This is a genomic window from Pseudomonas sp. PHC1, assembly GCF_046487845.1.
Lineage (GTDB): Bacteria > Pseudomonadota > Gammaproteobacteria > Pseudomonadales > Pseudomonadaceae > Aquipseudomonas > Aquipseudomonas sputi.
On record NZ_JBJXHJ010000001.1, the window covers coordinates 498154 to 523570 of the forward strand.

The 25417-nt window shown below is 61.2% G+C and carries 25 protein-coding genes; 12 read left to right on the plus strand and 13 right to left on the minus strand.

Features of this window, described 5'->3' with window-relative positions; translation table 11 throughout:
- Nucleotides 1–21 precede the first annotated feature (21 nt).
- Nucleotides 22–1335, plus strand: coding sequence for a flagellar hook protein FlgE (gene flgE / locus ACKJSM_RS02270; RefSeq protein WP_039772113.1), 1314 nt, complete (start codon nucleotides 22–24; stop codon nucleotides 1333–1335).
- A gap of 525 nt (nucleotides 1336–1860) precedes the next feature.
- Here flgE and ACKJSM_RS02275 read toward each other — a convergent pair.
- Nucleotides 1861–4755, minus strand: a complete 2895-nt coding sequence (locus tag ACKJSM_RS02275; protein ID WP_011335505.1) for a ribonucleoside-diphosphate reductase subunit alpha — start codon at nucleotides 4753–4755, stop codon at nucleotides 1861–1863.
- A 735-nt stretch (nucleotides 4756–5490) separates the two neighbouring features.
- Here ACKJSM_RS02275 and ACKJSM_RS02280 point away from each other — a divergent pair.
- Complete coding sequence (locus ACKJSM_RS02280) at nucleotides 5491–6213, plus strand: response regulator (protein ID WP_410236526.1); 723 nt, start codon at nucleotides 5491–5493, stop codon at nucleotides 6211–6213.
- Nucleotides 6210–7820: an ATP-binding protein gene (locus tag ACKJSM_RS02285; RefSeq protein ID WP_410236527.1), complete on the plus strand. Its 1611-nt coding sequence runs from the start codon at nucleotides 6210–6212 to the stop codon at nucleotides 7818–7820. Before ACKJSM_RS02280 ends, ACKJSM_RS02285 begins: the two co-directional genes overlap by 4 nt.
- Nucleotides 7821–7826: 6 nt before the next feature.
- On the opposite strand, the gene ACKJSM_RS02290 is transcribed toward ACKJSM_RS02285, so the two are convergent.
- On the minus strand, nucleotides 7827–8552 hold the full coding sequence (locus tag ACKJSM_RS02290; protein WP_339487440.1) for a 4'-phosphopantetheinyl transferase: 726 nt from the start codon (nucleotides 8550–8552) through the stop codon (nucleotides 7827–7829).
- 140 nt (nucleotides 8553–8692) lie between these two features.
- Nucleotides 8693–9484, minus strand: coding sequence for a dienelactone hydrolase family protein (locus tag ACKJSM_RS02295; RefSeq protein ID WP_236177896.1), 792 nt, complete (start codon nucleotides 9482–9484; stop codon nucleotides 8693–8695).
- Between the two features lie 140 nt (nucleotides 9485–9624).
- On the opposite strand from ACKJSM_RS02295, the gene ACKJSM_RS02300 reads away from it, so the two are divergent.
- From ACKJSM_RS02300 to ACKJSM_RS02310, 3 genes are all read left to right on the plus strand, one after another.
- The gene (locus ACKJSM_RS02300) at nucleotides 9625–10230 is read left to right on the plus strand and encodes a hypothetical protein (protein WP_115078893.1); all 606 of its coding nucleotides are present in this window, start codon (nucleotides 9625–9627) and stop codon (nucleotides 10228–10230) included.
- A gap of 103 nt (nucleotides 10231–10333) precedes the next feature.
- Complete coding sequence (locus ACKJSM_RS02305) at nucleotides 10334–11011, plus strand: response regulator transcription factor (protein ID WP_236177897.1); 678 nt, start codon at nucleotides 10334–10336, stop codon at nucleotides 11009–11011.
- Nucleotides 11008–12354 carry an ATP-binding protein gene (locus ACKJSM_RS02310; RefSeq protein WP_410236528.1) on the plus strand — a complete coding sequence of 449 codons (1347 nt, stop codon included), beginning with the start codon at nucleotides 11008–11010 and terminating at the stop codon, nucleotides 12352–12354. Before ACKJSM_RS02305 ends, ACKJSM_RS02310 begins: the two co-directional genes overlap by 4 nt.
- A 105-nt stretch (nucleotides 12355–12459) precedes the next feature.
- Here the strand turns inward: ACKJSM_RS02310 and ACKJSM_RS02315 are convergent, their stop codons facing one another.
- Together ACKJSM_RS02315 and ACKJSM_RS02320 are read right to left on the minus strand one after the other, a co-directional pair.
- On the minus strand, nucleotides 12460–13521 hold the full coding sequence (locus ACKJSM_RS02315; protein ID WP_410236529.1) for a S8 family peptidase: 1062 nt from the start codon (nucleotides 13519–13521) through the stop codon (nucleotides 12460–12462).
- Between the two features lie 159 nt (nucleotides 13522–13680).
- Complete coding sequence (locus tag ACKJSM_RS02320) at nucleotides 13681–14679, minus strand: AraC family transcriptional regulator (protein WP_236177900.1); 999 nt, start codon at nucleotides 14677–14679, stop codon at nucleotides 13681–13683.
- A gap of 353 nt (nucleotides 14680–15032) precedes the next feature.
- Here ACKJSM_RS02320 and ACKJSM_RS02325 point away from each other — a divergent pair, with 353 nt between their 5' ends.
- Complete coding sequence (locus ACKJSM_RS02325) at nucleotides 15033–16367, plus strand: dicarboxylate/amino acid:cation symporter (protein WP_236177901.1); 1335 nt, start codon at nucleotides 15033–15035, stop codon at nucleotides 16365–16367.
- 145 nt (nucleotides 16368–16512) lie between these two features.
- Entirely contained in the window at nucleotides 16513–17694 is a 1182-nt protein-coding gene (locus ACKJSM_RS02330; RefSeq protein ID WP_410236530.1) for a CaiB/BaiF CoA transferase family protein, read from the plus strand.
- Between the two features lie 58 nt (nucleotides 17695–17752).
- On the opposite strand, the gene ACKJSM_RS02335 is transcribed toward ACKJSM_RS02330, so the two are convergent.
- Both ACKJSM_RS02335 and ACKJSM_RS02340 read right to left on the minus strand, forming a co-directional pair.
- The gene (locus tag ACKJSM_RS02335; RefSeq protein ID WP_339487429.1) at nucleotides 17753–18247 is read right to left on the minus strand and encodes a SprT family zinc-dependent metalloprotease; all 495 of its coding nucleotides are present in this window, start codon (nucleotides 18245–18247) and stop codon (nucleotides 17753–17755) included.
- A gap of 158 nt (nucleotides 18248–18405) precedes the next feature.
- On the minus strand, nucleotides 18406–19008 hold the full coding sequence (locus ACKJSM_RS02340; RefSeq protein ID WP_007957761.1) for a Yip1 family protein: 603 nt from the start codon (nucleotides 19006–19008) through the stop codon (nucleotides 18406–18408).
- 289 nt (nucleotides 19009–19297) lie between these two features.
- On the opposite strand from ACKJSM_RS02340, the gene ttcA reads away from it, so the two are divergent.
- Nucleotides 19298–20122, plus strand: coding sequence for a tRNA 2-thiocytidine(32) synthetase TtcA (gene ttcA / locus ACKJSM_RS02345; RefSeq protein WP_011335493.1), 825 nt, complete (start codon nucleotides 19298–19300; stop codon nucleotides 20120–20122).
- A gap of 68 nt (nucleotides 20123–20190) precedes the next feature.
- The gene (locus ACKJSM_RS02350; RefSeq protein ID WP_085683575.1) at nucleotides 20191–20865 is read left to right on the plus strand and encodes a DNA-3-methyladenine glycosylase I; all 675 of its coding nucleotides are present in this window, start codon (nucleotides 20191–20193) and stop codon (nucleotides 20863–20865) included.
- 62 nt (nucleotides 20866–20927) lie between these two features.
- Here the strand turns inward: ACKJSM_RS02350 and ACKJSM_RS02355 are convergent, their stop codons facing one another.
- Genes ACKJSM_RS02355 through arsC form a run of 3 tightly spaced genes read right to left on the minus strand, consistent with a single transcriptional unit; the run spans nucleotide 20928 to nucleotide 22301 of the window.
- Nucleotides 20928–21353 carry a DUF2069 domain-containing protein gene (locus tag ACKJSM_RS02355; protein ID WP_236177905.1) on the minus strand — a complete coding sequence of 142 codons (426 nt, stop codon included), beginning with the start codon at nucleotides 21351–21353 and terminating at the stop codon, nucleotides 20928–20930.
- Nucleotide 21354: 1 nt separating this feature from the next.
- Nucleotides 21355–21951: an NAD(P)H:quinone oxidoreductase gene (gene wrbA, locus ACKJSM_RS02360; protein ID WP_236177906.1), complete on the minus strand. Its 597-nt coding sequence runs from the start codon at nucleotides 21949–21951 to the stop codon at nucleotides 21355–21357.
- Nucleotides 21948–22301, minus strand: a complete 354-nt coding sequence (gene arsC, locus ACKJSM_RS02365; RefSeq protein ID WP_339487425.1) for an arsenate reductase (glutaredoxin) — start codon at nucleotides 22299–22301, stop codon at nucleotides 21948–21950. The genes wrbA and arsC overlap by 4 nt, the downstream gene beginning before the upstream one ends.
- 114 nt (nucleotides 22302–22415) lie before the next feature.
- Between arsC and ACKJSM_RS02370 the strand changes: the two genes are divergently transcribed.
- Entirely contained in the window at nucleotides 22416–22883 is a 468-nt protein-coding gene (locus tag ACKJSM_RS02370) for a TlpA disulfide reductase family protein (RefSeq protein ID WP_236177908.1), read from the plus strand.
- 59 nt (nucleotides 22884–22942) lie between these two features.
- Here the strand turns inward: ACKJSM_RS02370 and ACKJSM_RS02375 are convergent, their stop codons facing one another.
- Nucleotides 22943–23347 (minus strand): META domain-containing protein, encoded by a 405-nt coding sequence (locus ACKJSM_RS02375; protein ID WP_236177909.1) that lies wholly within the window; start codon nucleotides 23345–23347, stop codon nucleotides 22943–22945.
- Complete coding sequence (locus tag ACKJSM_RS02380; protein ID WP_236177910.1) at nucleotides 23347–23781, minus strand: hypothetical protein; 435 nt, start codon at nucleotides 23779–23781, stop codon at nucleotides 23347–23349. Before ACKJSM_RS02380 ends, ACKJSM_RS02375 begins: the two co-directional genes overlap by 1 nt.
- A 133-nt stretch (nucleotides 23782–23914) precedes the next feature.
- Here ACKJSM_RS02380 and ACKJSM_RS02385 point away from each other — a divergent pair, with 133 nt between their 5' ends.
- On the plus strand, nucleotides 23915–24355 hold the full coding sequence (locus ACKJSM_RS02385) for a hypothetical protein (RefSeq protein ID WP_236177911.1): 441 nt from the start codon (nucleotides 23915–23917) through the stop codon (nucleotides 24353–24355).
- A gap of 10 nt (nucleotides 24356–24365) precedes the next feature.
- Here ACKJSM_RS02385 and ACKJSM_RS02390 read toward each other — a convergent pair whose 3' ends face one another.
- Nucleotides 24366–25355 (minus strand): 2-hydroxyacid dehydrogenase, encoded by a 990-nt coding sequence (locus ACKJSM_RS02390; RefSeq protein WP_410236531.1) that lies wholly within the window; start codon nucleotides 25353–25355, stop codon nucleotides 24366–24368.
- Nucleotides 25356–25417: the final 62 nt, after the last annotated feature.

Genomic DNA, 25417 nt, shown 5'->3' on the forward strand with positions numbered 1-25417 from the left:
ACCGGCACAAAGGAGTGGAATATGTCTTTCAATATCGGCCTTAGCGGTCTCTATGCAGCCAACAAGCAACTGGATGTGACCGGCAACAACATCGCCAACGTCGCGACCGCCGGTTTCAAATCCTCCCGTGCAGAATTCGAAGACGTCTACTCGGCGACTCGCCTGGGCAGCGGCAGCAAGGTCATCGGTAACGGTGTGCGCCTGGCCAACGTTTCCCAGCAGTTCACCCAGGGCGACATCAACAACACCGGCAACGTGCTGGACATGGGGATCAACGGTTCGGGCTTCTTCACCCTGAGCAACAACGGTTCGATCTCCTACACCCGTGCCGGTACGTTCAAGGTCGACAAGGACGGCTTCATTACCAACACCGACTACACCTCGCGTCTGCAAGGCTACGGTGTGGATTCAAACGGCAAGATCATCAACGGTGTGTTGACCGATCTGAAGATCGACACCTCGAACCTGGCGCCGAAGTCCACCTCGCTGGTGACCTCGACCATCAACCTGAACTCGACCGCTCCGGTGATCGACGACACAGTAGCGGCCGGCAAGTTCGACCCGACCAACCTTGCGACCTACACCAAGTCGTTCAGCACGCCGATCTATGACAGCCAGGGCAACTCCCATGTCATGGATCAGTACATGGTGAAGACCGGCGCCAACACCTGGAAGGTCTACACCCTGGTGGACGGTCGCAACCCGGATGCTACCGGCAGCGATCCGAAAGTCACTGCGCCTGTCGCATCGACCATGACCTTTGACTCCACTGGCAAGCTGACTCAGGTCAGCACTCCGCCTGCCGTGATCAGCAGCGACCTGAAGCTCACTGGCTGGGTACCGGGCACTGTCACCAACGGTGTGTGGACGGCCAACGGTGCTTCGGCTAACCCGGCCGGCATTACCATTTCGATGGCCAAGACCACTCAATACAACGCCGACACCGCGCGTTCGATCCCGACGCAGGATGGTTATGCCACTGGCCAGATCACCAACCTGACCATCGACGGTACCGGTACGCTGTTCGCCAACTTCAGCAACAACCAGAGCAAGGCTATCGGCCAGGTTGCGCTGGCCAGCTTCACCAACGAGCAGGGCTTGCAGCCGATCGGTGGCACCAGCTGGAAAGAAACCTTCGCTTCGGGTATCCCGGGCTACGATGCACCGGAAACCGGTACGCTGGGTTCGGTTGTTTCGAACTCGCTGGAAGAGTCCAACGTTAACCTGACCAATGAGCTGGTGGACCTGATCAAGGGTCAGAGTAACTATCAGGCGAATGCCAAGACCATCTCCACCCAGAGCACCATCATGCAGACCATTATTCAGATGACCTGATTCTGAGTCTTGGCTGGTTAAGGAGCCCCTCTTTTTGAGGGGCTTTTTTTGCCTTGGGATTGAGGATATATCCGTTGCTCCGGGTGCTGCCGCTGGCGGTTTCGCCCTGACGGCGAGTCCCTTTTTCAGACGCCGGAATGCCGGCCCGGCAAAAAGGAACCAAAAGGCTGGACCCCGGCGTTCGGCACCTCGCTTTGGCTCGGTGTTCCTTCGTTCCGATGGGGCCGGCACGTCAAAAGCTTTACTCGAGCTAACGCTCATCGTGTTCAGTGGTGGAAGCAAAGGCAAAGGCAGGCGCGGGATGTTTGCTTTTTAAGACTTGAGTTCAACTCGGTATTTCACGTCGGCGTATCTTTTCAAAGCAACTCGGTCGGTTCCCTCTCCCTCTGGGCGGTCCGACGTTTCGGGAGGGCTAGGGTTAGGGGGCTTTTGCTTTTTCGCGGGCAAAAGAAAACCCCCGACAAACCAGAAGTCTGTCAGGGGTTTCTCGGATCAGGTGTTTCGCAACGCCTGATTCAGCTCAGCTTATTGGCAAGCTTCGCAATCCGGCTCGTCGATGGCGCAAGCCTTCGGTACTGGAGCCGGGCCGGCAGGGGCTGCCAGGACCGAGTCGTCGCCGTGGTTGCCGCCGCTGGATACAGCGTTCAGCTTGCCGGTGTTGATGGTCGACTTCTCGGTGCTGGTCGCGGCCAGGGCACGGAGGTAGTAAGTGGTTTTCAGACCACGGTACCAGGCCATGCGGTAGGTCACGTCCAGCTTCTTGCCCGAAGCGCCGGCGATGTACAGGTTCAGCGACTGGGCCTGGTCGATCCACTTCTGACGACGGCTGGCGGCGTCAACGATCCACTTGGTGTCCACTTCGAACGCGGTCGCGTAGAGCTCTTTGAGTTCTTGCGGGATGCGCTCGATCTGCTGAACCGAACCGTCGTAGTACTTCAGGTCGTTGATCATGACCGAGTCCCACAGGCCGCGAGCCTTCAGGTCGCGAACCAGGTAAGGGTTGATCACGGTGAATTCGCCCGACAGGTTCGATTTCACGTACAGGTTCTGGTAGGTCGGTTCGATCGACTGCGAGACGCCGGTGATGTTGGCGATGGTCGCGGTCGGTGCGATGGCCATGATGTTCGAGTTACGGATGCCTTTCTGTACACGGGCGCGAACCGGTGCCCAGTCCAGGGACTCGGTCAGGTCGACGTCGATGTACTTCTGGCCACGTGCTTCGATCAGGATCTGTTGCGAATCCAGCGGCAGTACGCCTTTGGACCACAGCGAACCCTGGAACGTCTCGTACGAGCCGCGCTCGTCGGCCAGGTCGCAGGAAGCCTGGATCGCGTAGTAGCTGACCGCTTCCATCGACTTGTCGGCGAACTCGACGGCAGCGTCGGAACCGTACGGGATGTGCTGCAGGTACAGCGCGTCCTGGAAGCCCATGATGCCCAGACCGACCGGGCGGTGGCGGAAGTTGGAGTTCTTCGCCTGCGGCACCGAGTAGTAGTTGATGTCGATCACGTTGTCGAGCATGCGCACGGCGACGTCGATGGTGCGCTTGAGCTTGGCGGTGTCCAGCTTGCCGTCGACGATGTGGTTCGGCAGGTTGATCGAGCCCAGGTTGCAGACCGCGATCTCGTCCTTGTTGGTGTTCAGGGTGATCTCGGTGCACAGGTTCGAGCTGTGAACGACGCCGACGTGCTGCTGCGGGCTGCGCAGGTTGCACGGGTCCTTGAACGTCAGCCATGGGTGGCCGGTTTCGAACAGCATCGACAGCATCTTGCGCCACAGGTCTTTGGCCTGAATGGTCTTGAACAGCTTGATCTTGCCCGGGTATTCGGTCAGGGCTTCGTAGTATTCGTAGCGCTCTTCGAAGGCCTTGCCGGTCAGGTCGTGCAGGTCCGGTACTTCGGACGGCGAGAACAGGGTCCACTTGCCGTCATCGAAGACGCGCTTCATGAACAGGTCAGGGATCCAGTTGGCAGTGTTCATGTCGTGGGTACGACGACGGTCATCACCGGTGTTCTTACGGAGTTCGATGAACTCCTCGATGTCCATGTGCCAGGTTTCCAGGTAGGCACAGACAGCGCCTTTGCGCTTGCCACCCTGGTTAACGGCGACGGCGGTGTCGTTCACCACTTTCAGGAACGGAACCACGCCCTGCGACTTGCCGTTGGTGCCCTTGATGTACGAGCCCAGCGCACGAACCGGGGTCCAGTCGTTACCCAGGCCACCGGCGAATTTCGACAGCATGGCGTTGTCGTGGATCGCGTGGTAGATGCCCGACAGGTCATCCGGCACTGTGGTCAGGTAGCAGCTCGACAGCTGTGGACGCAGGGTGCCGGCGTTGAACAGGGTCGGGGTCGAAGCCATGTAGTCGAACGAGGACAGCAGGTTGTAGAACTCGATCGCACGGTCTTCTTTCTGCTTCTCTTCGATGGCCAGGCCCATGGCCACGCGCATGAAGAAGATCTGTGGCAGTTCGAAACGCACGCCATCCTTGTGGATGAAGTAACGGTCGTACAGGGTCTGCAGGCCCAGGTAGGTGAATTGCTGGTCGCGCTCGTGGTTGATCGCCTTGCCCAGTTTTTCCAGGTCGAAGGAGGCCAGCACAGGGTTCAGCAGTTCGAACTCGATACCTTTGGCAACGTAGGCCGGCAGGGCCTTGGCGTACAGGTCGGCCATTTCGTGGTGAGTGGCGCTCTCGGCCACGCCCAGGAAGCCCAGGCCTTCGGCACGCAGGGTGTCCATCAGCAGGCGGGCGGTCACGAACGAGTAGTTCGGCTCGCGCTCGACCAGGGTGCGGGCGGTCATCACCAGCGCGGTGTTGACGTCGTTCAGGGCCACGCCGTCGTACAGGTTCTTCAGGGTTTCGCGCTGGATCAGGTCGCCGTCGACCTCGGCCAGACCTTCGCAGGCTTCGGTGACGATGGTGTTCAGGCGGCCCATGTCCAGCGGCGCGAGGCTGCCGTCGGCGCGGGTGATGCGGATCGACGGGTGCGCCTGTACCGGAGCTTCGGCGGTGGTGCGGGTGGCGCGTTCCTTGGAACGGGCGTCACGGTAGATCACGTAGTCGCGGGCGACTTTCTGCTCGCCGGCACGCATCAGGGCCAGTTCGACCTGGTCCTGGATTTCTTCGATGTGGATGGTGCCGCCCGACGGCATGCGACGCTTGAAGGTCGCGGTGACCTGTTCGGTCAGACGGGCAACGGTGTCGTGGATTCGCGACGAAGCGGCAGCGGTGCCGCCTTCAACTGCGAGAAACGCTTTGGTGATAGCGACGGTGATCTTGTCATCGGTGTAAGGAACGACAGTGCCATTACGCTTGATCACACGCAGTTGGCCAGGCGCGGTGGCAGCCAGATCCGAATTCGAATCGGCGGCCTGCGGCAAGGTGCCCTGCGGGTTCTCGCGAGTTGTGTCGGTTTGCATGGGTGTCTCCACGTTCTCTATGTTTGTTTGGGCACCATCACGGTGCCCACCGTTCCGTCCTGAAGCACTACAACCGGCAGTTGCCGGGTAACGACTTCGGGACAGTTCAGGAAGGGGGCCTTGTGGGCGCCGCTTCCATGCCGAAGTCTTCGGTTCGCGCGATACGCGTGAAACCGCATTCCTTTCGGGGAGCAGTTTCGGACTGCAACACCCGTACCGTTTACGCCGTGATCGGCTGAAAAACGGTAGCCATCCGCAGGCGCGGTTTGGTCTTCTGAAAATACGTTTGGTTCAACCCGACAATGGCAATAAAAAGCCTTGAATTCACTGTCCGGTTTGTGTTTGGTTTTTTGGCCTCAACCCCTACATGTAGGGTTTTTTCAAGCGCGGGCTACAAGATAATGCGTTTTGGGGGAGGATTGCAACGGACAGCCTGTGGATAACCCTGTGCGTAAATTGTGTGCGAAATGTCGAATTCACGTGTAGGCCGCGAACCTGCTGAGCTAGACCGTTTGTCACTGTTTTTCAGTTCGGAAAAACGCTTCAGCGGATTTTTAAGGGCGCGAACCCTATCACAAAAATCCGCCGTGTCCGAACGCATTTACCGACTTGTCTTCTGGCTGTACGCCGTTTATACAATCGGCCCATGTGTACGCATTCTTATCCTCCTTAAAGATGACAAAAAGACGGGAGGATCTTTCCTTTATATGCAGCATCGGCAAGCAGAGGTCACCCGTGGAGCAAGAAGCCTGGCAGGTATTGATAGTCGAGGACGACCAGCGTCTGGCCGAACTGACCCGTGAATACCTGCAAGCCAACGGATTGCGCGTGGAGATCGAAGGCAACGGTGCACTGGCGGCGGCGCGGATCATCAAGGAACAGCCGGATCTGGTGATCCTCGACCTGATGCTCCCCGGCGAAGACGGCCTGAGCATCTGCCGCAAGGTGCGCGACCGCTACGACGGGCCGATCCTGATGCTCACCGCGCGCACCGATGACGCCGACCAGATCCTCGGCCTCGACCTCGGCGCCGACGACTATGTGTGCAAACCGGTGCGCCCGCGTCTGTTGCTCGCGCGCATCCAAGCGTTGCTGCGACGCAGTGACACACCGGAGCCGCCGGCGGGTAATCCGCGTCGGCTGCAATTCGGCCCGCTGGTGGTGGACAACGCCTTGCGCGAAGCCTGGCTCAGTGACAGTGGCATCGAGCTGACCAGTGCCGAATTCGATCTGCTCTGGCTGCTGGTGTCCAACGCGGGACGGATCCTGTCCCGGGAAGAAATCTTCACCGCACTGCGCGGCATTGGCTACGACGGCCAGGACCGCTCGATCGATGTGCGCATCTCGCGCATCCGCCCGAAGATCGGCGACGACCCCGATCACCCGCGCCTGATCAAGACCATCCGCAGCAAAGGTTATCTGTTCGTGCCGGAAGCCTGCGTAGAACTGCCGCTGTGAACTCGATCTTCCTGCGCATCTATGGCGGCATGTGCGCGGCACTGATTCTGGTGGCGGTGCTCGGCGTGCTGGCGCTGCACCTGCTCAACCAGGTGCGCAGCGAGCAATATCGCGAGCGCCTGGCCCACGGAACGTTTTCGCTGATGGCCGACAATCTGCAACCGATGAACGAGACCGAGCGCCATCGCGCCTTGCTGGTGTGGGAGCGGCTGCTCGGGATTCCGCTGGCACTGAAGACCTTTGCCCAGACCGATCTCGACCTGACCCAGCGCACCCGGGTGCAGCGCGGGCAGGCGCTGGTCGAGCAGACCGGCCCGCACGCGGCCAAGGTCTATCGACTGGTCAGCGACAAGGAGCAGTTGGTGCTGGTGGGCGAGGTGCAGCAGATCAGTGAGCAACTGGCCCGGGCGACCATTTACCTGTTGGCCGATGAGCTGGTGCGGGTGCCGGTAGGCGAGCAACCCAAACGGCTGGCGCAATTGAAGGAAGACAAAGGCTTCGGTTTCGATTTGCGGCTGGTCACGGTCAGCGATGCCGACATGGACGAAGACCAGAGCCGTCGGGTGTCCGAGGGCGATACGGTGATGGCGCTGGGCAAGGGCGGCGATTCGATCCGGGTGTTTGCGGGCATGGTCGGCACGCCGTGGGTACTGGAAATCGGGCCGCTGTATCAGATGAACCCGTACCCGCCGCAATGGCTGGTTTTGATCGCTGCCCTTGGGCTGACCCTGATCGGTCTGATCGTCTATTTATTGGTGCGTCAGCTCGAACGGCGTTTGCGCGGGCTCGAAGCCGCCGCCACGCGCATCGCCAAGGGCAGCCTGGAAACCCGTGTTCCGGCCCGTGGCGCCGACTCGGTGGGCAAACTGGCAGCGGCGTTCAACGGCATGGCCGAGCACTTGCAGCAGTTGCTCGCCATTCAGCGAGAACTGGTGCGCGCGGTGTCCCATGAGTTGCGTACGCCGGTGGCGCGCCTGCGTTTCGGTCTGGAGATGATCGGCTCGGCCACCACCCCGCAGGCGCTGGAAAAATACCGCGAGGGCATGGACCACGACATCGAAGATCTCGACAGACTGGTCGACGAAATGCTCACGTACGCCCGGCTGGAGCAGGGCTCGCCGGCGCTGACCTTCCAGCGCATCGATCTGGATGCGCTGGTCAATCAGGTGATCCAGGAGCTGGCGCCCCTGCGTGCCGAAATTACGGTGCAGCGCGGCCTGTGCCTGTCGGCGGCCGATTGCGATGACGCCTGGGTCGAGGCCGAGCCGCGTTACCTGCACCGCGCCTTGCAGAATCTGGTCAGCAACGCCATGCGCCACGCGCGCTCGAAGGTCACGGTCAGCTATCAGGTCGGGCAGATGCGTTGCCGGGTGGATGTCGAGGACGACGGTCCCGGTGTGCCGGAAACCGCGTGGGAGAAAATCTTCACGCCGTTCCTGCGCCTGGACGACAGTCGCACCCGGGCGTCCGGTGGGCACGGGCTGGGCCTGTCGATCGTGCGGCGGATTATCCATTGGCACGACGGTCGGGCGCTGATCGGCAAGAGCAAAAGTCTGGGCGGGGCGTGTTTCAGTCTGAGCTGGCCGAGGAATCAGGAGCGGCGCTGAAGCCGCTTACGCCTCGATGCTGACCAGACTCAGCAACTGCCCGTCCTGCACGCCAAATTGCGCATCGAGCTCCGTACCGTTGCGCCATTCGCTGGACAGATCCGTCAACAGCCGCAGCCGCACCTGACCCTGTTCATTCCATTCCAGCACCTCGGCGTGTTCGAAGTAGAAGCGCTGCTGCACGATCGGGTACAGCGCCTTGAACAGGCTTTCTTTCACCGAAAAGGTCAGGGTCACCCACAACGCGATCTGATCCCGGGAAGCGGCGGCCATGCGCTGCAATTCCGGTGGGGTCAGGATCTCACCGGCCAGTCGCTCGGCGCGTTCGGCGTTGAGCAGGTTTTCCAGGTCCATGCCCAATCCGCGCCAGTGCCGTTTGTTGGCGACAATCGCCGCCGCGCGACCGGTGCTATGGGTGATCGAGCCGCAGATGTGCGCCGGCCAGATGGGCGCGCGGTCTTCGCCGATCGCTGGAACAGTGCTTGAGCCTTCCAGTTGCTGCAACGCGGCCCGGGCGCAAATCCGCCCGGCGAGGAATTCCGCCTGCCGCTTGGCCACCGAACGCTGGATGCTCGGCGGCGGCTCGATGGCGCTACGGCGGAAGTCATCGCCGAGCAGTTGCGACGGGTTGAAATGGGTACTCAGCAGCACGGTGTCAGGCAACACCGTCGGCAGCGGCCAATGGGCATCGAGCGGGGTGCAGCAGGCGGGGAGGAGAGGGCTGGCAGTCATGTCCGGCATTTTGCCGAGTTGTCCTCAGGCTGGATAGTGCCGACATGATCGTTCCCACGTCGAACCGTGATCGCTCCGACGCTGCGGCCTCGAATTGTGATCGTTCCCACGCAGAGCGTGGGAACGATCAGCAAAGGGGTTCAGCCAAAGATTTTCTTGAAGAACGCCTGCATGTCCGCCCAGGATTTTTCATCGGCAGCCTTGTTGTAGCCGATATCCGGGCCGCCGTGATCGCCGTGGCTCAAACGATCCGCGTCGGGATTGCTGAAGCCGTGTTTGGCACCGTCGAGGCTGACGAATTGATAGTCGGCGCCGGCCTTGTCCATTTCCGACTTGAACGCCGTGACGTTGTCCGGGGTGACCATGCTGTCCAGTGCACCGTGTTCGACGAGGATTTTCGCCTTCACGCTGCCCGGCGCAGCCGGGGTCTTGGTGGCCAACGCACCGTGGAAACTCACCACACCGGCCAGCGGCACACCTTGACGCGCCGCGTTCAGCACCACGGCACCGCCGAAGCAGTAACCGATGGCGGCGATTTTATCCTTGTCGGTCTGTGGCTGTTTCTTCAGCAGATCCAGCCCGGCCTGAAAGCGCTTGCTGGTCGCATCGGTGTTTTGCGTGGCCGCTTGCATGAACGCCATCGCGTCTTTCGGGTGTTCGGTGTTCTTGCCTTCACCGTACATGTCGATGGCCAGCGCGCTGTAACCGAGCCCGGCGAGATCACGGGCGCGGCGCTTGGCGTAGTCGTTCAGTCCCCACCATTCATGTACCACCACCACGCCAGGGCGCGGGCCCTTGATCGCGTCGTCGTAGGCGTAGTAACCGATCAGCTTTGTGCCGTCGGCGCTCTGGTAGGGGATTTCCTCGGTCTTGATCGCCGCCTGGCTGAGGCCGCTGAAAACAAGGAGGGCGAGGGTTAGAAGCAGGCGCATGATCGGGTCTCCTGACAATAAAGGGTCAAAACAGCCTAGTTCATTTCATTCAGGCCAGGTTCAGAGAGCGTTCAGGGGCGGTACAGGGGAGGGGCAGTAACCTTGCGCCATACCCGAAGAGCACAACTGAGGAACACTCAATGACTCGTTTGAACAAACTGCTGCTGGCTTTCACTGTCATGAGCGCAAGCATCGCTGCCCATGCCGACACCACCACCAACTTTGCCGGCCTGACCTTCGGCCAGACCAGCGACAAGATCAAGAAATCCAACGCCCTGAACGACAACCTCGGCCACCCGGACGCCACCGCGGCCATCGACGGCAACAACACCTACGGCCTGCGCCTGGGTCAGCAAAACAGCCAGGGTCGCTACTACGCCACCTACGACAATGTGTCCGGCTCGCACAATGGCATTAAACTGCGCCAGGAAAACCTGCTGGGCAGCTACGATCTGTTCTACCCGGTGGGTAGCAGCACCAAGCTGTTCGGCGGGGCCACGGCAGGGCTGACCAAGCTGACCCAGGACTCGCCGGGCTACAGCCGCGACAGCGACATCGGTTACGCCGTCGGCGGCCAGTTCGGTGTGTTGCAGCAAGTCTCGCAGAACACCTCGGTGGAACTCGGTTACCGTTACCTGCGCAGCAACGCCAGTACCGAGATGAAAGAGAGTGGCGGCAGCAAGCAAGGCTCGCTGGATTTGACCAGCAGCGCCCAGACTTACCTGTCGGCCAACTACGCTTTCTAAGCGATTGGCGTCAGGCCCGCGCCGGGTCGTCCTTCGAGGGCGACCCGGCGCAGCCATGTGAGGCGAAAGCCTTTGGAGTTGTCGATTTACCCGGGAGAGCGTCATGAAACTGTTGGTCGTCGAAGATGAAGCGCTGTTGCGCCATCACCTGCAAACCCGCCTGACGGAGAGCGGTCACGTGGTCGAATCCGTGGCCAACGCCGAAGAGGCGTTGTACCAGACCGGGCAATTCAACTTTGACCTGGCGGTGATCGACCTCGGCCTGCCGGGCATGAGTGGCCTCGACCTGATTCGCCAACTGCGCTCGGGCGGCAAGACGTTTCCGATCCTGATCCTCACCGCGCGCGGCAACTGGCAGGACAAGGTCGAAGGCCTGGCTGCCGGGGCTGACGATTATCTGGTCAAGCCGTTCCAGTTCGAAGAACTCGAAGCGCGGCTCAATGCCTTGCTGCGTCGCTCCAGCGGTTTCACCCAGTCGACCATCGTTGCCGGCCCGTTGCTGCTGGACCTGAATCGCAAGCAGGCGAGCCTCGATGAGCAACCGCTGGCGCTGACCGCCTACGAATACCGGATCCTCGAATACCTCATGCGTCATCACCAGCAAGTGGTGCCCAAGGATCGGCTGATGGAACAGTTGTACCCGGATGACGACGAGCGCGATCCGAACGTGATTGAAGTGCTGGTCGGCCGTCTGCGCCGCAAGCTCGAAGGCCCGGCCGGGTTCAAACCGATCGACACCGTGCGCGGCCTCGGTTACCTGTTCAATGAGCGCTGCACTTGATCCGCTCCCTTCGCGTCCGGCTGATGCTCGCCGCCACCACCCTGGCGGTGTTGTTCATGCTCGCGTTGCTCCCGGCGATGCAGGGCGCGTTCAGCCTGGCGCTGCAGGACTCGATCGAGCAGCGGCTGGCGTCCGACGTCACTACGCTGATCTCCGCCGCGCGGGTTGAAAACAACCACCTGATGATGCCGGCACAGTTGCCCGACGAGCGCTTCAACCTCACCGACAATCGCTTGCTTGGCTACATCTACGACCGCGAAGGGCATCTGGTCTGGCGTTCGAAGGGCACCCAGGAAGAGAAGATCAACTACACACCGCGCTACGACGGCCTCGGCAACGAGTTCGCGCGAATCCGCGAGGCCAACGGTCAGGAATTCTTCGTCTACGACGTTGAAGTCAAACTGCTCGGCGGCAAGAGCGCAGCCTTCAGTATCGTGGCCCTGCAACCGGTGCGCGAGTACGAAACCACCCTCGAAGGCCTGCGGGAAAACCTCTACCTCGGTTTCGGTGCGGCGCTGCTGGTGCTGCTGGCGCTGCTGTGGATCGGCCTGACCTGGGGCTTGAAAGCCTTGCGCCGGCTCAGTCAGGAACTCGACGAAATCGAAGGCGGAACCCTCGAAAGCCTCAGCGAACAACACCCGCGTGAACTGCTGCGCCTGACCGGTTCGCTCAACCGCCTGCTGCACAGCGAACGTCAGCAGCGCAGCCGTTACCGCGACTCCCTCGACGATCTGGCTCACAGCCTGAAAACCCCGCTGGCGGTATTGCAAGGCGTCAGCGAAGACATGGCCCAGCGTCCCGAAGACCGCGATCAGGCCTGGGTGCTGCAAACCCAGATCGAACGCATGAGCCAGCAGATCGGCTACCAGTTGCAACGCGCCAGCCTTCGCAAAAGTGGTCTGGTGCGCCATCAGGTGCGCCTGCGCCCGGTGCTGCAAAGCCTGTGCGACACGCTGGACAAGGTCTACCGCGACAAACATGTGCGCGTCGCCTTCGATCTGCCGGAGCACTGTTACGTGCCGATCGAGCAGGGCGCCTTGCTGGAGATGATGGGCAACCTGCTGGAAAACGCCTATCGCCTGTGCCTGGGCGAAGTGCGCATCAGCGTGCGCGAAAGCCATTGCGGAATCGACCTGTGCATCGAAGACGACGGCCCCGGCGTACCACCGGATCAGCGCGCACGGATTCTCGAACGCGGCGAACGCCTGGATCGCCAGCATCCAGGGCAGGGGATCGGGCTGGCGGTGGTCAAGGACATCATCGAGAGCTACAGCGCGAAACTGACGCTGGGGGATTCACCGATGGGCGGAGCGGCGTTCAGGATTCATTTCCCGACAATGTAAACGTTGACCTTTCGGCCCCTGCTGGCAGCAAATCGGCGATGACATCAGCCGCATTGCTTTCACTGCTATTGTGTCAGCCCGTCATGTTCGCCGGCCTCGGCCCCGTCAATCAACCATGGGCTGCGGGGCCGGGCGAGAAGCTGCTTCAAGATCCAGCAGGCCCCGACCGTACGCTTCACTGTTTGCATAGATGCCTGTCCGGTTCGCGGTGCTCAGCAGGCGTTCGCGGACTTGTTGCGGCGTGAGTTCCGGATAGCGGCTTTGCAGGGCTGCGAGCGCTCCGCTAACCAGCGCGGCAGCGGGCGACGTGCCAGCGGTCTCGGTGTATTGACCATTCTTGTTGGTGGTCAACAGGCCTTGGTCGGAACCTGAGTCACCGCCCGGTACAGCGATGCACCAGGCTGCCGCCACGCCGCAGTAGTTGGATTTTGCATTGATGGTGCTGCCGTCGCTCTTGAGGGCAACCACCGCGATCCAGCCTTTTTCAAGTTCAGGCAGGGCGAGCGGCAAACCAGGCTCGGCCAAGGGTTCCCGTTTCAACTCGTTTCCGGTCGGGAACACGAAGACTGCCCCTTCCTGAACCATATTCCGCGCTGTGGCCAATGATTCCGGCATGACCTGGTTGTAGCGCGCCTCATTGATCTCGGTCGCCGGGATGGCGTTGGCCCAGGAGTTGTTGAAGATTCGCGCGCCCTTGTCGAAACCAGCTTGCCAGGATTGGGCTATCTCGCTATCAAAGAAAAATGGTTCGTTGTCGTCACCGAAGCGATAGGGGATCAACTGAGCGCCGAAGGCAATACCGTGCATGCCTTTGTCGTCCTTGTTGGCCGCCAGAATGCCGGCCATCTGGGTGCCGTGACCAATTCGGTCGAGGGTGCCGACCCGGTTTTCGACATAATCGAATCCCGGATCCCTCAGCCTGCCCTGAAACTCCGGCAGATTGTCGTTTAAACCCGAGTCGACAATGGCTACAGCCACATCCTGACCGGTGCCGCCACGAGCATAGAGAGCCGACGCATTGACGATTGCCAGAGCTTTCTGAGCCCGATATTCAGGCGTCTCGTACGGCGTTGGATCAATGGAAGGCTGTACTGGATTTACCAGGCACCCCGTTAACAGGAATGGCAAGGCAAGTGTGGTGAGGGTTGCAAGGGGTGATTGAAGCATGGTCGTTCCTTCATGAAGCTCCGTGCGCATCAGGCTTCCTGCCAGATGCAAAGGTTGCGGAGGGTGATTGTCTTGAAGGGGAACCCTATCAGCAGAAAGGAAGGTTCAGCAGGGAGGCAAAGTGCCCAGTTTGTTTCCTTCTATGGCGAATGACCTTTTTCAGAGTTCTTGCGCCCGATAAGCCCCTGGCGTCAGCCCCGTCCACTTCTTGAACGCCCGGTGAAACGCCGACGGCTCGGAAAACCCGAGCTGTTCGGCGATCTGTTGCAACGACAGATCGGCCCGCCCCAGGTGATAGATCGCAATGTCCCGTCGCAACTGATCCTTCAATTCCTGAAAACTGGTGCCTTCCTCGCGCAAATGCCGGCGCAGGGTTTGCGGGCTGATGTGCAGGTGCGCGGCCACGGCTTCCAGGTCCGGCCAGCGCGCGCTGTCTTGGCTGAGCAAGCGCCGCAGCCGGCTGCTCAGGCTGTTGCCGTCGTCCGGGCGGGATAGCAGGTCGGCGGGGGAGCGTTCGAGGAAATGTTTGAGGGTGCGTTCGTCCTGCAACAGCGGCATGTGCAGGTAACGGCTGTGAAACAGCAGGCTGCTGTGCGTTGCCGAAAATGCCAGCGGGCAGGAAAACAGCAGATCGTATTCCGCCCCGTGCGCCGGTTTCGGGTAGCTGAAACTGGCCTGTTCAAGACGGATCCGCTGGCCGATCAGCCAACTGCCGAGGCGATGCCAGATCACCAGCAGGCTTTCGCTGAGAAAGTGATCCGGATCCCACAATTGCGCATCGTCGAGGCTCAGGCGCACCCATTCGTCTTCATGGGTCAGGGTCAGGCGCGGGGCTTCGGGGAATAGGCTGTAAAACAGCAAGCCGCGTTGCAGAGCCTTCTCCAGGCTGCGGCAATGAATGATCGCATGGCACATCATGGCGAAGCTGCCGGGTTTGCTCGGCGCGTTGCCGAAGCCCAGGTATTCGTCGTCCAGCGCCAGCCACAGGTTCTGGATCAGTTGGGTGAATTGCTCCGGGGGGATCCGCGCGCGCGGCTCGTCGAGCAGTTCGGGGCTGATGCCCAGTTGCTGCAGCAGGTCCGAATAGTCGTAACCCGAGCGCCGTGCGCCACCCAGGGCGGCGCGGGCAAAGTGACTGGCGATGGTGCGTTCGCGCATGGGCGGCAGATCCTTCCTCTGGCGACCGATGGTAGCGGCTGCCTCTGACCGGTAACAAGGCGGATTTCCGCCAAATTGTAGGACGAGGTCGCGGGAGTTGGCGGAAATCCGCCACACTTGAGTCACCGAACAGTGACACAGAAAAAAACGCATCCCCTGATATCAAAAGGCTTACAGCGATTTGCACCAAAGTGGCACGACGTTTGCGATAAGAGCGACAGAAGCGTGCGCCGAGCCGGTCCGGAAAAGCGCCGTTCGACACAACAAATCCCTCCAGTGCAGGAGGGTTCGCAATTCAAGTGTCGCGTTCAACAGATGGATGTTGCCACGCGGGACTCTTGAGGAACTTTGCAATGACGACTCGTCAGCCACTGTACAAATCCCTGTATTTCCAGGTGATCGTTGCCATCGCCATCGGCATCCTGCTCGGTCACTTCTACCCACAGACCGGTGTGGCGCTCAAGCCACTGGGTGACGGGTTCATCAAACTGATCAAAATGGTCATTGCGCCGATCATCTTCTGTACCGTTGTCAGCGGCATCGCCGGCATGCAGAACATGAAGTCCGTGGGCAAGACCGGCGGCTACGCGCTGCTGTACTTCGAAATCGTTTCCACCATTGCCCTGCTGATCGGTCTGGTCGTGGTCAACGTTGTGCAACCGGGCGCCGGCATGCACATCGACGTGACCACCCTGGACGCCTCGAAAATCGCCACCTATGTGACGGCCAGTAAAGACCAGAGCATCGTTGGCTTCCTCCTCAACGTGATCCCGAACACCATCGTCGGCGCGTTTGCCACCGGTGACATCCTGCAAGTGTTGATGTTCTCGGTGATCTTCGGCTATGCGCTGCATCGCCTGGGTTCGTACGGTCGTCCGCTGCTGGACCTGATCGATCGTTTCGCCCACGTCATGTTCAACATCATCAACATGATCATGAAGCTGGCGCCGCTGGGTGCGCTGGGTGCCATGGCCTTCACCATCGGTGCCTACGGTGTCGGCTCGCTGGTGCAGTTGGGCCAGTTGATGATCTGCTTCTACATCACCTGCATCCTGTTCGTGCTGGTGGTTCTGGGCTCGATCTGCCGGGCTCATGGTTTCAGCGTGCTGAAGCTGGTGCGCTACATCCGTGAAGAACTGTTGATCGTACTGGGTACGTCCTCCTCCGAATCGGCGCTGCCACGCATGCTGATCAAGATGGAGCGTCTGGGCGCGAAGAAATCGGTGGTGGGTCTGGTCATCCCGACCGGCTACTCGTTCAACCTCGACGGTACCTCGATCTACCTGACCATGGCGGCCGTGTTCATCGCTCAGGCGACCGACACCCACATGGACATCACCCATCAGATCACCCTGCTGCTGGTGCTGCTGCTGTCCTCCAAAGGCGCAGCCGGTGTGACCGGTTCGGGCTTCATCGTACTGGCGGCCACTCTGTCGGCGGTAGGTCACCTGCCGGTGGCCGGTCTGGCGCTGATCCTGGGTATCGACCGCTTCATGTCCGAAGCCCGTGCCCTGACCAACCTGGTCGGCAACGCTGTAGCGACCATCGTCGTGGCCAAGTGGGTCAAGGAGCTGGACACCGACGTGCTGCAATCCGAGCTGGCCTCGGGCGGTCGCGGTATCTCCGACGAGCGTGAAGAAGACGACCTGGGCGTGGCCGAAGGCCCGACCCCGAGCAGTGTGAAGTAAGCATCGCTTGAATGGAAAAACCCGCTTCGGCGGGTTTTTTCTTGCCTGCTGTTTGAGCGCAACGGTCAGCGCAACTGATGCATCCGGTAATTGCCCCATCGCCGATGGCTGCCTAGGCTGCAGGCATCGTTGATGGAGATTGCCCATGTCTGCACCGCTGGCCTCACTGAAAATTCTGGATTTCTCGACCCTGCTGCCGGGGCCGTTCGCCTCGCTGTTGCTGGCGGACATGGGCGCCGAAGTGCTGCGCATCGAATCGCCGACCCGCCTCGACCTGGTGCGGGTGTTGCCGCCTCACGATCACGGGGGCTCGGCCAGTCACGCTTATCTCAACCGCAACAAGCGCAGCCTGGCGCTGGACCTCAAGCAGCCCGAGGCGCTGGAGCTGGTCAAACAGCTGCTGGCGGACTACGACATCGTGCTGGAGCAGTTTCGTCCCGGGGTGATGGAGCGGCTGGGGCTGGGTTACGAGGTGCTGAAGGCGATCAATCCGAAGCTGATTTATGTGTCGATCACCGGTTACGGCCAGACCGGGCCCTACAAGGACCGCGCCGGCCACGACATCAACTATCTGGCGCTGGCCGGGCTCTCCAGTTATACCGGGCGCGCCGACAATGGGCCGTTGCCACTGGGCATGCAGGTGGCGGACATTGCTGGCGGCTCGCTGCACGGGGTGATCGGCCTGTTGGCAGCGGTGATTTCCCGCCAGCAAACCGGGCAGGGCACACACCTGGACGTGAGCATGACCGACTGCGCGTTCAGCCTGAACGCCATGGCCGGTGCCGGGTATCTGGCCTGCGGCGAGGAGCCGGGTTGGGAAGATCAGATGCTCAATGGCGGCAGTTTCTACGATTACTACCGCTCCCGCGACGGACGCTGGATGTCGGTGGGCAGTCTGGAACCGGCCTTCATGCAGCCACTGTGTACGGCGCTGGGAAGGCCGGAACTGGCGGCGCAGGGCTTGTCACCCAGACCCGAACAGCAACGGGCGCTCAAGGAAGCCTTGAAAGTCGAGTTCGAGAAGCATGACTTTGCTGAACTGTGCGAGTTGTTCGCCGGGATCGACGCCTGTGTCGAACCGGTGTTGAACCTGAGCGAGGCGGTGCAGCATCCGCAATTGCAGGCGCGGGAACTGGTGACGCCGGTGCCGCGTGGAGATGGCTCGGCGCAGGCGCAGATGGCGTGCCCGCTGAAGTTCTCCGAGGCATTGCCGGCGCCGCGGCATGTTGGCGCGGCGCTGGGGCAGCATACGGATCAGGTGTTGGCGGAGTTGGGGTTGAGCCCTGAGCGGATTGCCGAATTACGTGCCGCGAAAGTCATCGCGTAGCTCGCAGTTCCCAGTTAGAAGATCGTTCCCACGCAGAGCGTGGGAACGAGATGGGGAATTACTCGACCCGCATCTCGCCACTGAACACCAGCGTATTGCGACAGCGGCGGCACAAATAGCGCCGACCTTGCCGTACCAGGCTATGGCGCTGCGCCGAAAACGGAAAATCGCTATCCGCACACGGGCATTTATAGATGTAGCGGGTCACGCTGCGACGTTTGACTTCATAGGTGTGGCAGCGATCCGGCGGCAATTCGTAGACGCCACGCATGATCAGTTGCCACTCCTCGCCGTGGGGCTGGATGCGGTCGCCGAACAGTTGATGGGCGATCAGGTGCGCGACTTCGTGGGCCACGGTCTGCTTGAGGAAGTGTTCGGTGTTTTCCCGGTACAGCTGCGGATTGAAGCGCAGCAGGTTCTCGTGCAGATGCGCGACCCCGGCTTTTTGCCCGCGCAGCTTGAGGCTCACCACGGGGCGTTTGAAAGAACGTTTGAAAAAGGATTCAGCGAGTTGGAAACAGTCTTCGACGCGGGTATTGAGTTGCTCGGGCATGCTTGATGGATCTCCAGAGGTTTGGAGTATGCCGCAACCTTCCAGTCTTGCGTATCACCCGACTGCCGAATGGTCGCGACGTCTGTTTCAGGCATGAGAAGGCCGCCTTGCGGCGGCCTGTGTTGGCGGATCTTGTTCTTCTCGGGAGGAACCGCAGGCTAATTGGTGTAGACGGGCCCCACGCCCAGTCCCCAGACAATCACGGTGAACGCCATGATGGCCACCAGCACCACCAGACCCACCGCCAGTACCGAGCTGGAAAACAGGAAGCCCTCGTCAGACGGAATGTTCATGAAGGTCGGCAGCCCCACATACAGCAGGTAAACCGTGTAGCAGATGGCCGCCGTGCCGACGATCATCCCCAGCCACATGTGCGGGTACAGCGCCGCCAGCCCGCCGACGAACAGCGGTGTCGCGGTGTAGGTGGCAAATGCCACGCAACGGGCCAGGCTCGGGTTGGCGTCGTAGGTGCGGGCCATCCAGTGCACGAAGGCACCCATGACCGCGACCCCGCCGAGCATTGCCAGGTAGGACATGATCGTCATCCACAACGCGCTTTCGACGGTGAGCATCACCGGTGCGCGGTTGCCGATCACCCAGCCGACCTGAGTCGTGCCTATAAATGCCGAAACAGCGGGAATTGCCGCCAGAATCAGCGTGTGCGTCAGGTACATGTGGCTGATGCTTTCTTCCTGGTCGCCACGGATTTCCTTCCATTCCTGATCGGGGTGGGTAAAAAGTCCCACTACGTGATGGATCATGCCAGTCACTCCTCTCGTTATTGCCGTCGCCCCCCAGCGGAGCGCCTACGGGCCAATGCGGCCGAGCAAATACAGGTCTTCAGATTGTGTGCGACCTTATGTCGCAGTATAGAAAGGTCTTAACCGCACAGGTGATAGGGGCTTAGAGCAAATCGCGCTGTAAAACGCCGGGGTAATCGCGTCGGGGTCTGTGCGTACGGGTGCTGCAGGCGGCGACAACCTGTGGCCACAAGCGAAGTGTTTTTGCGTAAAATGCCCGCCTTTCGTCACACCTCACGGATTTCGCGTCATGGGCACTCTTACGGTCAACCAGAACAAACTGCAAAAGCGCCTGCGCCGCCTGGCCGGCGAAGCCGTCACCGACTTCAACATGATCGAAGACGGCGACAAGGTCATGGTCTGCCTGTCCGGGGGCAAGGACAGCTACACCATGCTCGACGTGCTGATGCACCTGCAGAAGGTTGCACCGATCAAGTTCGAGATCGTCGCCGTGAACATGGACCAGAAGCAACCGGGTTTCCCCGAGCACGTGCTGCCGGCCTACCTGAAAGAGTTGGGCATCGAGTACCACATCGTCGAGAAGGACACCTACTCGGTGGTCAAGGAGCTGATCCCGGAAGGCAAGACCACCTGCTCGCTGTGCTCGCGCCTGCGTCGCGGCACGCTGTACACCTTCGCCGACGAAATCGGCGCGACCAAAATGGCCCTCGGTCATCATCGCGACGACATCGTCGAGACGTTCTTCCTCAACATGTTCTTCAACGGCAGCCTCAAGGCCATGCCGCCGAAGCTGCGCGCCGACGACGGGCGTAACGTGGTGATCCGTCCGCTGGCCTACTGCAACGAGAAAGACATCCAGGCTTACTCGGACTTCAAGCAGTTCCCGATCATCCCGTGCAACCTCTGCGGTTCCCAGGAAAACCTGCAGCGTCAGGTGGTCAAGGAAATGCTCCAGGACTGGGAGCGCAAGACCCCGGGGCGTACCGAAAGCATTTTCCGCAGCCTGCAGAACGTGATTCCTTCGCAACTGGCCGACCGCAATCTGTTTGACTTCACTAGCCTGAAGATCGACGAGACGGCGGCTTCGCGATTCGTCAATGTGGTGAACCTGTAAGCGATCCGATCGCTCGAAAGAAACGGCGCTCGAGGGCGCCGTTTTCAATTCATTTTTTAGGAGAGGGCATGCGCGACTACAAGTGGCTGCACGAATACTGTCTGAACCGCTTCGGTTCGGCGGCTGAACTGGAAGCCCATCTGCCCGTTCCCAAGACCCCGGCGCAACTGCGCAAGATCAGCGATGACCGTTACCTCTCGACCATGGCTCTGCGGGTGTTTCGTGCCGGACTCAAGCACAGTCTGGTGGACGCCAAGTGGCCGGCTTTCGAGGAAGTGTTTTTCAAGTTCGACCCGGAAAAAGTCGTACTGATGAGCGCCGAACACCTTGAGCGGCTGATGCAGGATGCGCGGATCATCCGCCACCTGGGCAAACTCAAAAGCGTGCCGCGCAATGCGCAGTTCATTCTGGACGTCGAGAAGGAGAAGGGCAGTTTCGGCGCGTTGCTCGCTGACTGGCCGGTGACGGATATTGTCGGCCTGTGGACCTACCTGAAAAAGCACGGCCACCAATTGGGTGGGCTGTCGGCGCCAAGGTTCCTGCGGATGGTCGGCAAGGACACCTTTGTGCCGAGCTACGACGTGGTCGCGGCACTGAATGCGCAGAAGATCGTCGACAAGGTGCCGAGCAGTCTTCGGGATCTGGCGACGGTGCAGAACGCGTTCAACCAGTGGCATGAAGAGAGCGGTGGGCGGCCGATGAGCCAGATCTCGATGATGCTGGCGTACACCGTCAACCATTGAGAAGTACTGCACTTGATCGTTCCCACGCTCTGCGTGGGAACGATCTTGGCGTTGGAGCGCTGTCAGGTGACGGAAATCTCGCCTTCGCCGGCCAGTTTGCGGTTCAGCTGATACCGCCAGCGCACATACAGCAACGCCGAGCAGAACACTGCCAGACTGGCGATCATCTCCAGTACGCCAAACAGCTGCCGGCTCGGGTCGTACGCCGCCAGTGCGCCCTTGATGAAATACAGGTTCACCACAAAGCACATCCACGAATGCCCGCGTGCGCTGCCCATGATCATCCCCGGTGCCATGACCAGCCAAGGAATCAGTTCGATCAGCAGAATCACCCACGGCCGCGCGCCATGCAGGTCGGCGAACACCAGGTAATACGCGGCGAGCAATCCGGCCAGGCCGAAAAAGCACAGCAGACTGATCACTCGCATCGCCCGCACCCGTGGCTCCAGCCACTCGACCGCGGGCAGGACTTTCGGCTTTCTGGCCATCTCAGCTCCCCAGTTTCCGGGCCGTCTTGGCCAGGCGCGCACCGAGGGCGCGGCACAGCGCCACTTCGTGCTGATCGAGGCCGCTCTTGCCGTCGGCCCCGGCGTGATGGCTGGCGCCGTACGGCGTGCCGCCGCCCTGGGTTTCCAGCAGCGCCGACTCGCTGTAGGGCAGGCCGGTGATCAGCATGCCGTGGTGCAGCAGCGGCAGCATCATCGACAGCAGCGTGGTTTCCTGACCGCCGTGCAGGCTGGCGGTAGAGGTGAACACCCCGGCCGGCTTGCCGACCAGTGCACCGGTCAGCCACAGGTTGCTGGTGCCATCGAGGAAGTACTTGAGCGGCGCGGCCATGTTGCCGAAACGGGTCGGGCTGCCGAGGGCGAGGCCGGCGCAGTTCTTCAGATCATCCAAAGTGGCGTACAGCGCGCCTTCATCCGGAATGTCCGGCGCAACCGCTTCGCACTCGGTGGAGATCGCCGGCACGGTGCGCAGGCGCGCTTCGAGTCCGGCCTGTTCGACGCCACGGGCAATCTGCCGGGCCATCTCGTTGGTCGAACCGCTGCGGCTGTAATACAGAACCAGAATGTACGGCGCACTCACGGCAGCAGCTCCAGGATCTGCTCCGGTGGACGGCCGATAATGGCTTTGTCGCCGGCTTCGAGAATCGGACGCTCCATCAACTTCGGGTGCGCCGCGATGGCGTCGATCAATTGTTGCTCGGTGAGACTGGCATCGGCCAGGTTCAGGGTCTTGTACTCGTCTTCGCCGGTGCGCAGCAGTTGCCGTGCGCTGATTCCCAGCTTGCCGAGCAAGGCCTTGATCTGCGCGGCGTCCAGCGGTGTTTCGAGGTAGCGCACCACGTTCGGCGTCAGGCCACGGGCTTCGAGCAGTTCGAGCGCACCGCGGGATTTCGAGCAGCGCGGGTTGTGATAAAGCGTCAGATCGGTCATGGGCGGGTCGCTTCTTGCGTAGAGTGGCGGCTATTCTAACTGTGCAGCGCGTAATCCAGAACCTTGAGAGGCGAAGGGTCGCAGGCGCATTCAATTTTTCACAAGGAACACGACATGACACGGGCACTGGCAGCGGCATTGACGATCATCGGGGCGTTGATGCTGGGGGGCTGCGGCAACGACTACGGTATCGACCAGAACGGGCAGAAAGTGGCGTCCGAGCGCCTCGACAAGCAATGGGTCGTGCTCAACTACTGGGCTGAATGGTGCGGCCCGTGCCGCACGGAAATCCCGGAACTCAATCACCTGGCCGAAGAGCTCAAGGGCAAGAAGATCGGCGTGTTCGGGGTCAACTTCGACAACGTGCAGGGTGAAGAACTGAAGAGCGCCAGCGAAAAACTGGGCATCAGGTTCACGGTGCTGGCGCAGGATCCGGCGGACCTGTTCGAACTGCCGCGCAGCGAAGCCTTGCCGGTGACCTACATCATCGACAACAAGGGCAAGGTGCGGGAACAGTTGCTGGGCGAGCAGACAGCGGCGGGGGTGATGGCGAAGCTTGAGGCGTTGCAGGCGACCAACTGATTCGTTTTGGCTGATCGTTACCACGCAGAGCGTGGGAACGATCATTCGGTGCAGCAGGATCAGCCTTCTTCCAGCCACCAGCGCAACGGCTTGCCTTCGGCCGGCCAGAAGCGCATCTGTTCGATCGGCGAGATGTCCCAGCGCTCCACATGCTCCAGGGCCTGGAGGAAGCGTTGCTCCTGCTCCATCAGCGCCGGGGCACAGAGTTTGCGGGTCTTGCCGATCTTGCCGAAGCTCAGCTTGTCGCCATCCAGGGTGTACGGCGCGAACCAGTGGTTGCAGCCGCCATTGCCATACGCCCGTCCATCATCGCCCAGGGTCACGGTCAGGTGGCTGTAGTCCATCAGCGGACGCTCGCCGATCCATTCCAGAATGTAGCTGCGGTTCTGTTGCAGTTGCACAGGCTCGGCGGCGCAACCCATCAGGCCGGCGCCGACAACAGCGGTCAGGGCCAGGTGTTTCATCACGCCGGCTCCTGGCATTTCGGGCACAGGTGCTTGTCGCCGACGGCTTTCCAGCCCAGCTCGGCGATGCGGGCGGTGGCGGCCGGTTTTTCCGCAGGCTTGCCCAACTTGGCGTCCACGGCGAATTCGAAGCTCAGCGCCTTGGCGCAGCTGTCGCAGTTGACCTGCCAGGTGTGGATCGCCAGTTCACCGAATACCGGGCCGGTGGTCATGGCCGTCCATTGGCCCGGCGGGTTGATCAGGTGGCGGACGGTGTCGACGGTCAGGCGCATGGACAAGTCCTTGCTGCCTTTGAGGGTCACGACCAGCACGTCGCCGATGCGGATCGAGCCACCGTTGCCGGTGACCTGATAACGGCCCGGAACCAGGGCGCGGCATTCGGTGAGGGTGTGTTGCGGGTTCATCAGGGTGTAGCGGAAATCGTGTTCGACCATGGGTCCTCCAAATATGCGCGACATGCTAGCACGGGCTTGATTGCAGAATGATGCGCGCGTGCGACCTTCGATCCGGTTCAAATCGACACCGCAGTCGTGGCAAACTGCCGCCTTCATTTTCAAGGAACGGAACATGGCGCTGATCGAATGTTATGAATGCAAGCGGAGCATCAGCTCCGAAGCGACGGCATGCATTCATTGCGGGGCCCCGCTGGCAGAGGCGCCTGCTTCGCACGCCCAGACGGGCACGTCGACAATTTCCTTTGGCAGCCTGCCGCGCAACAAGGCTGTGCCCGAGGCTTATGTTCCGCCGCCGGCACCCGAGCGGCCGAAGATCATGCCGGCCGCGGCGGGGCGACGCCGTCGTTCGCAGCCGGTCGAGCCGGTGTTGAACCCGGACGGCTCGCGCCCGGTGGAAGGCTGGCTGAAGATCATGGCGTTTCTGATGCCGCTGGTGTTTGTCTGGTTCCTGCTGCGCAGCGGGCACTCCCTCAAGCAACGTTTACTGGGGTTCGGCTGGCTGGCGCTGTTGATCCTGTGCGTGGCGATTACCCCGACACCGCCTCCGGTCTGAGTCCGATCGTTCAGCCCTCGACCTGGTTCTGCGGCGTACCCGCCGCCCAGGTCGCGATGTTGTGCAGGGTGGTTGCGGCAATCGCGTCCAGCGCCTCGTGGGTCAGAAACGCCTGATGCGCGGTGACGATCACATTCGGGAACGTCAGCAGCCGCGCCAGCACGTCGTCCTGTAGCGGCAGGTCGGAACGGTCCTCGAAAAACAGCTGCGCTTCCTCTTCATACACATCCAGTCCCAGATAACCGAGTTGGCCGTCCTTCAGGGCGTCGATCAGCGCCGGCGTGTCCACCAGACCGCCCCGCCCGGTGTTGATCAGCATTGCCCCCGGTTGCATGTGCGCCAGCGAGTCGCGGTTGATCAGGTGTCTGCTCTGCTCGTTGAGCGGGCAGTGCAGGCTGATGATCCGCGCTTGCGCCAGCAGATCCGGCAGGCTCAGGTAGCGCGCGCCCAAGGCTTCGACGGCGGGATTCGGATGAGGGTCGTAGGCCAGCAGTTCGCAGCCGAAGCCGTGCATGATCTTCGCGAACGTCGCGCCGATCTGCCCGGTGCCGACGATGCCGACCGTTTTGCCTACCAGGTCAAAACCGGTAAGACCATGCAGGCTGAAATCGCCTTCGCGGGTGCGGTTGTAGGCCCGGTGCAGACGGCGGTTGAGGGCGAGGATCAACGCCACCGCATGCTCCGCCACCGCGTGGGGCGAGTAGGCCGGTACACGCACGACGGCCAGCCCGAGGCGTTTGGCAACGGCCAGGTCCACATGGTTGTAGCCGGCCGAACGCAAGGCGATCAGGCGTGTACCGCCGGCGGCCAGACGTTCGAGCACAGGGGCGCTGAGGTCATCGTTGATGAATGCGCAGACCACCTCGTGGTGTTCGGCCAACGCTGCCGTGTCGAGGCTGAGCCGGGCTGGCTGAAAGTACAGTTCGATCCCGGTCGGGCAGTCGGCGGCGAGGAAACTGTCGCGGTCGTAGGTCTGGCTGCTGAAAACGATCGTGCGCATGAAATCCTCCTGGAGCATCGACGCGGGCGCAAATCACCCGCGACAACTGTAGCCGCGTCGGC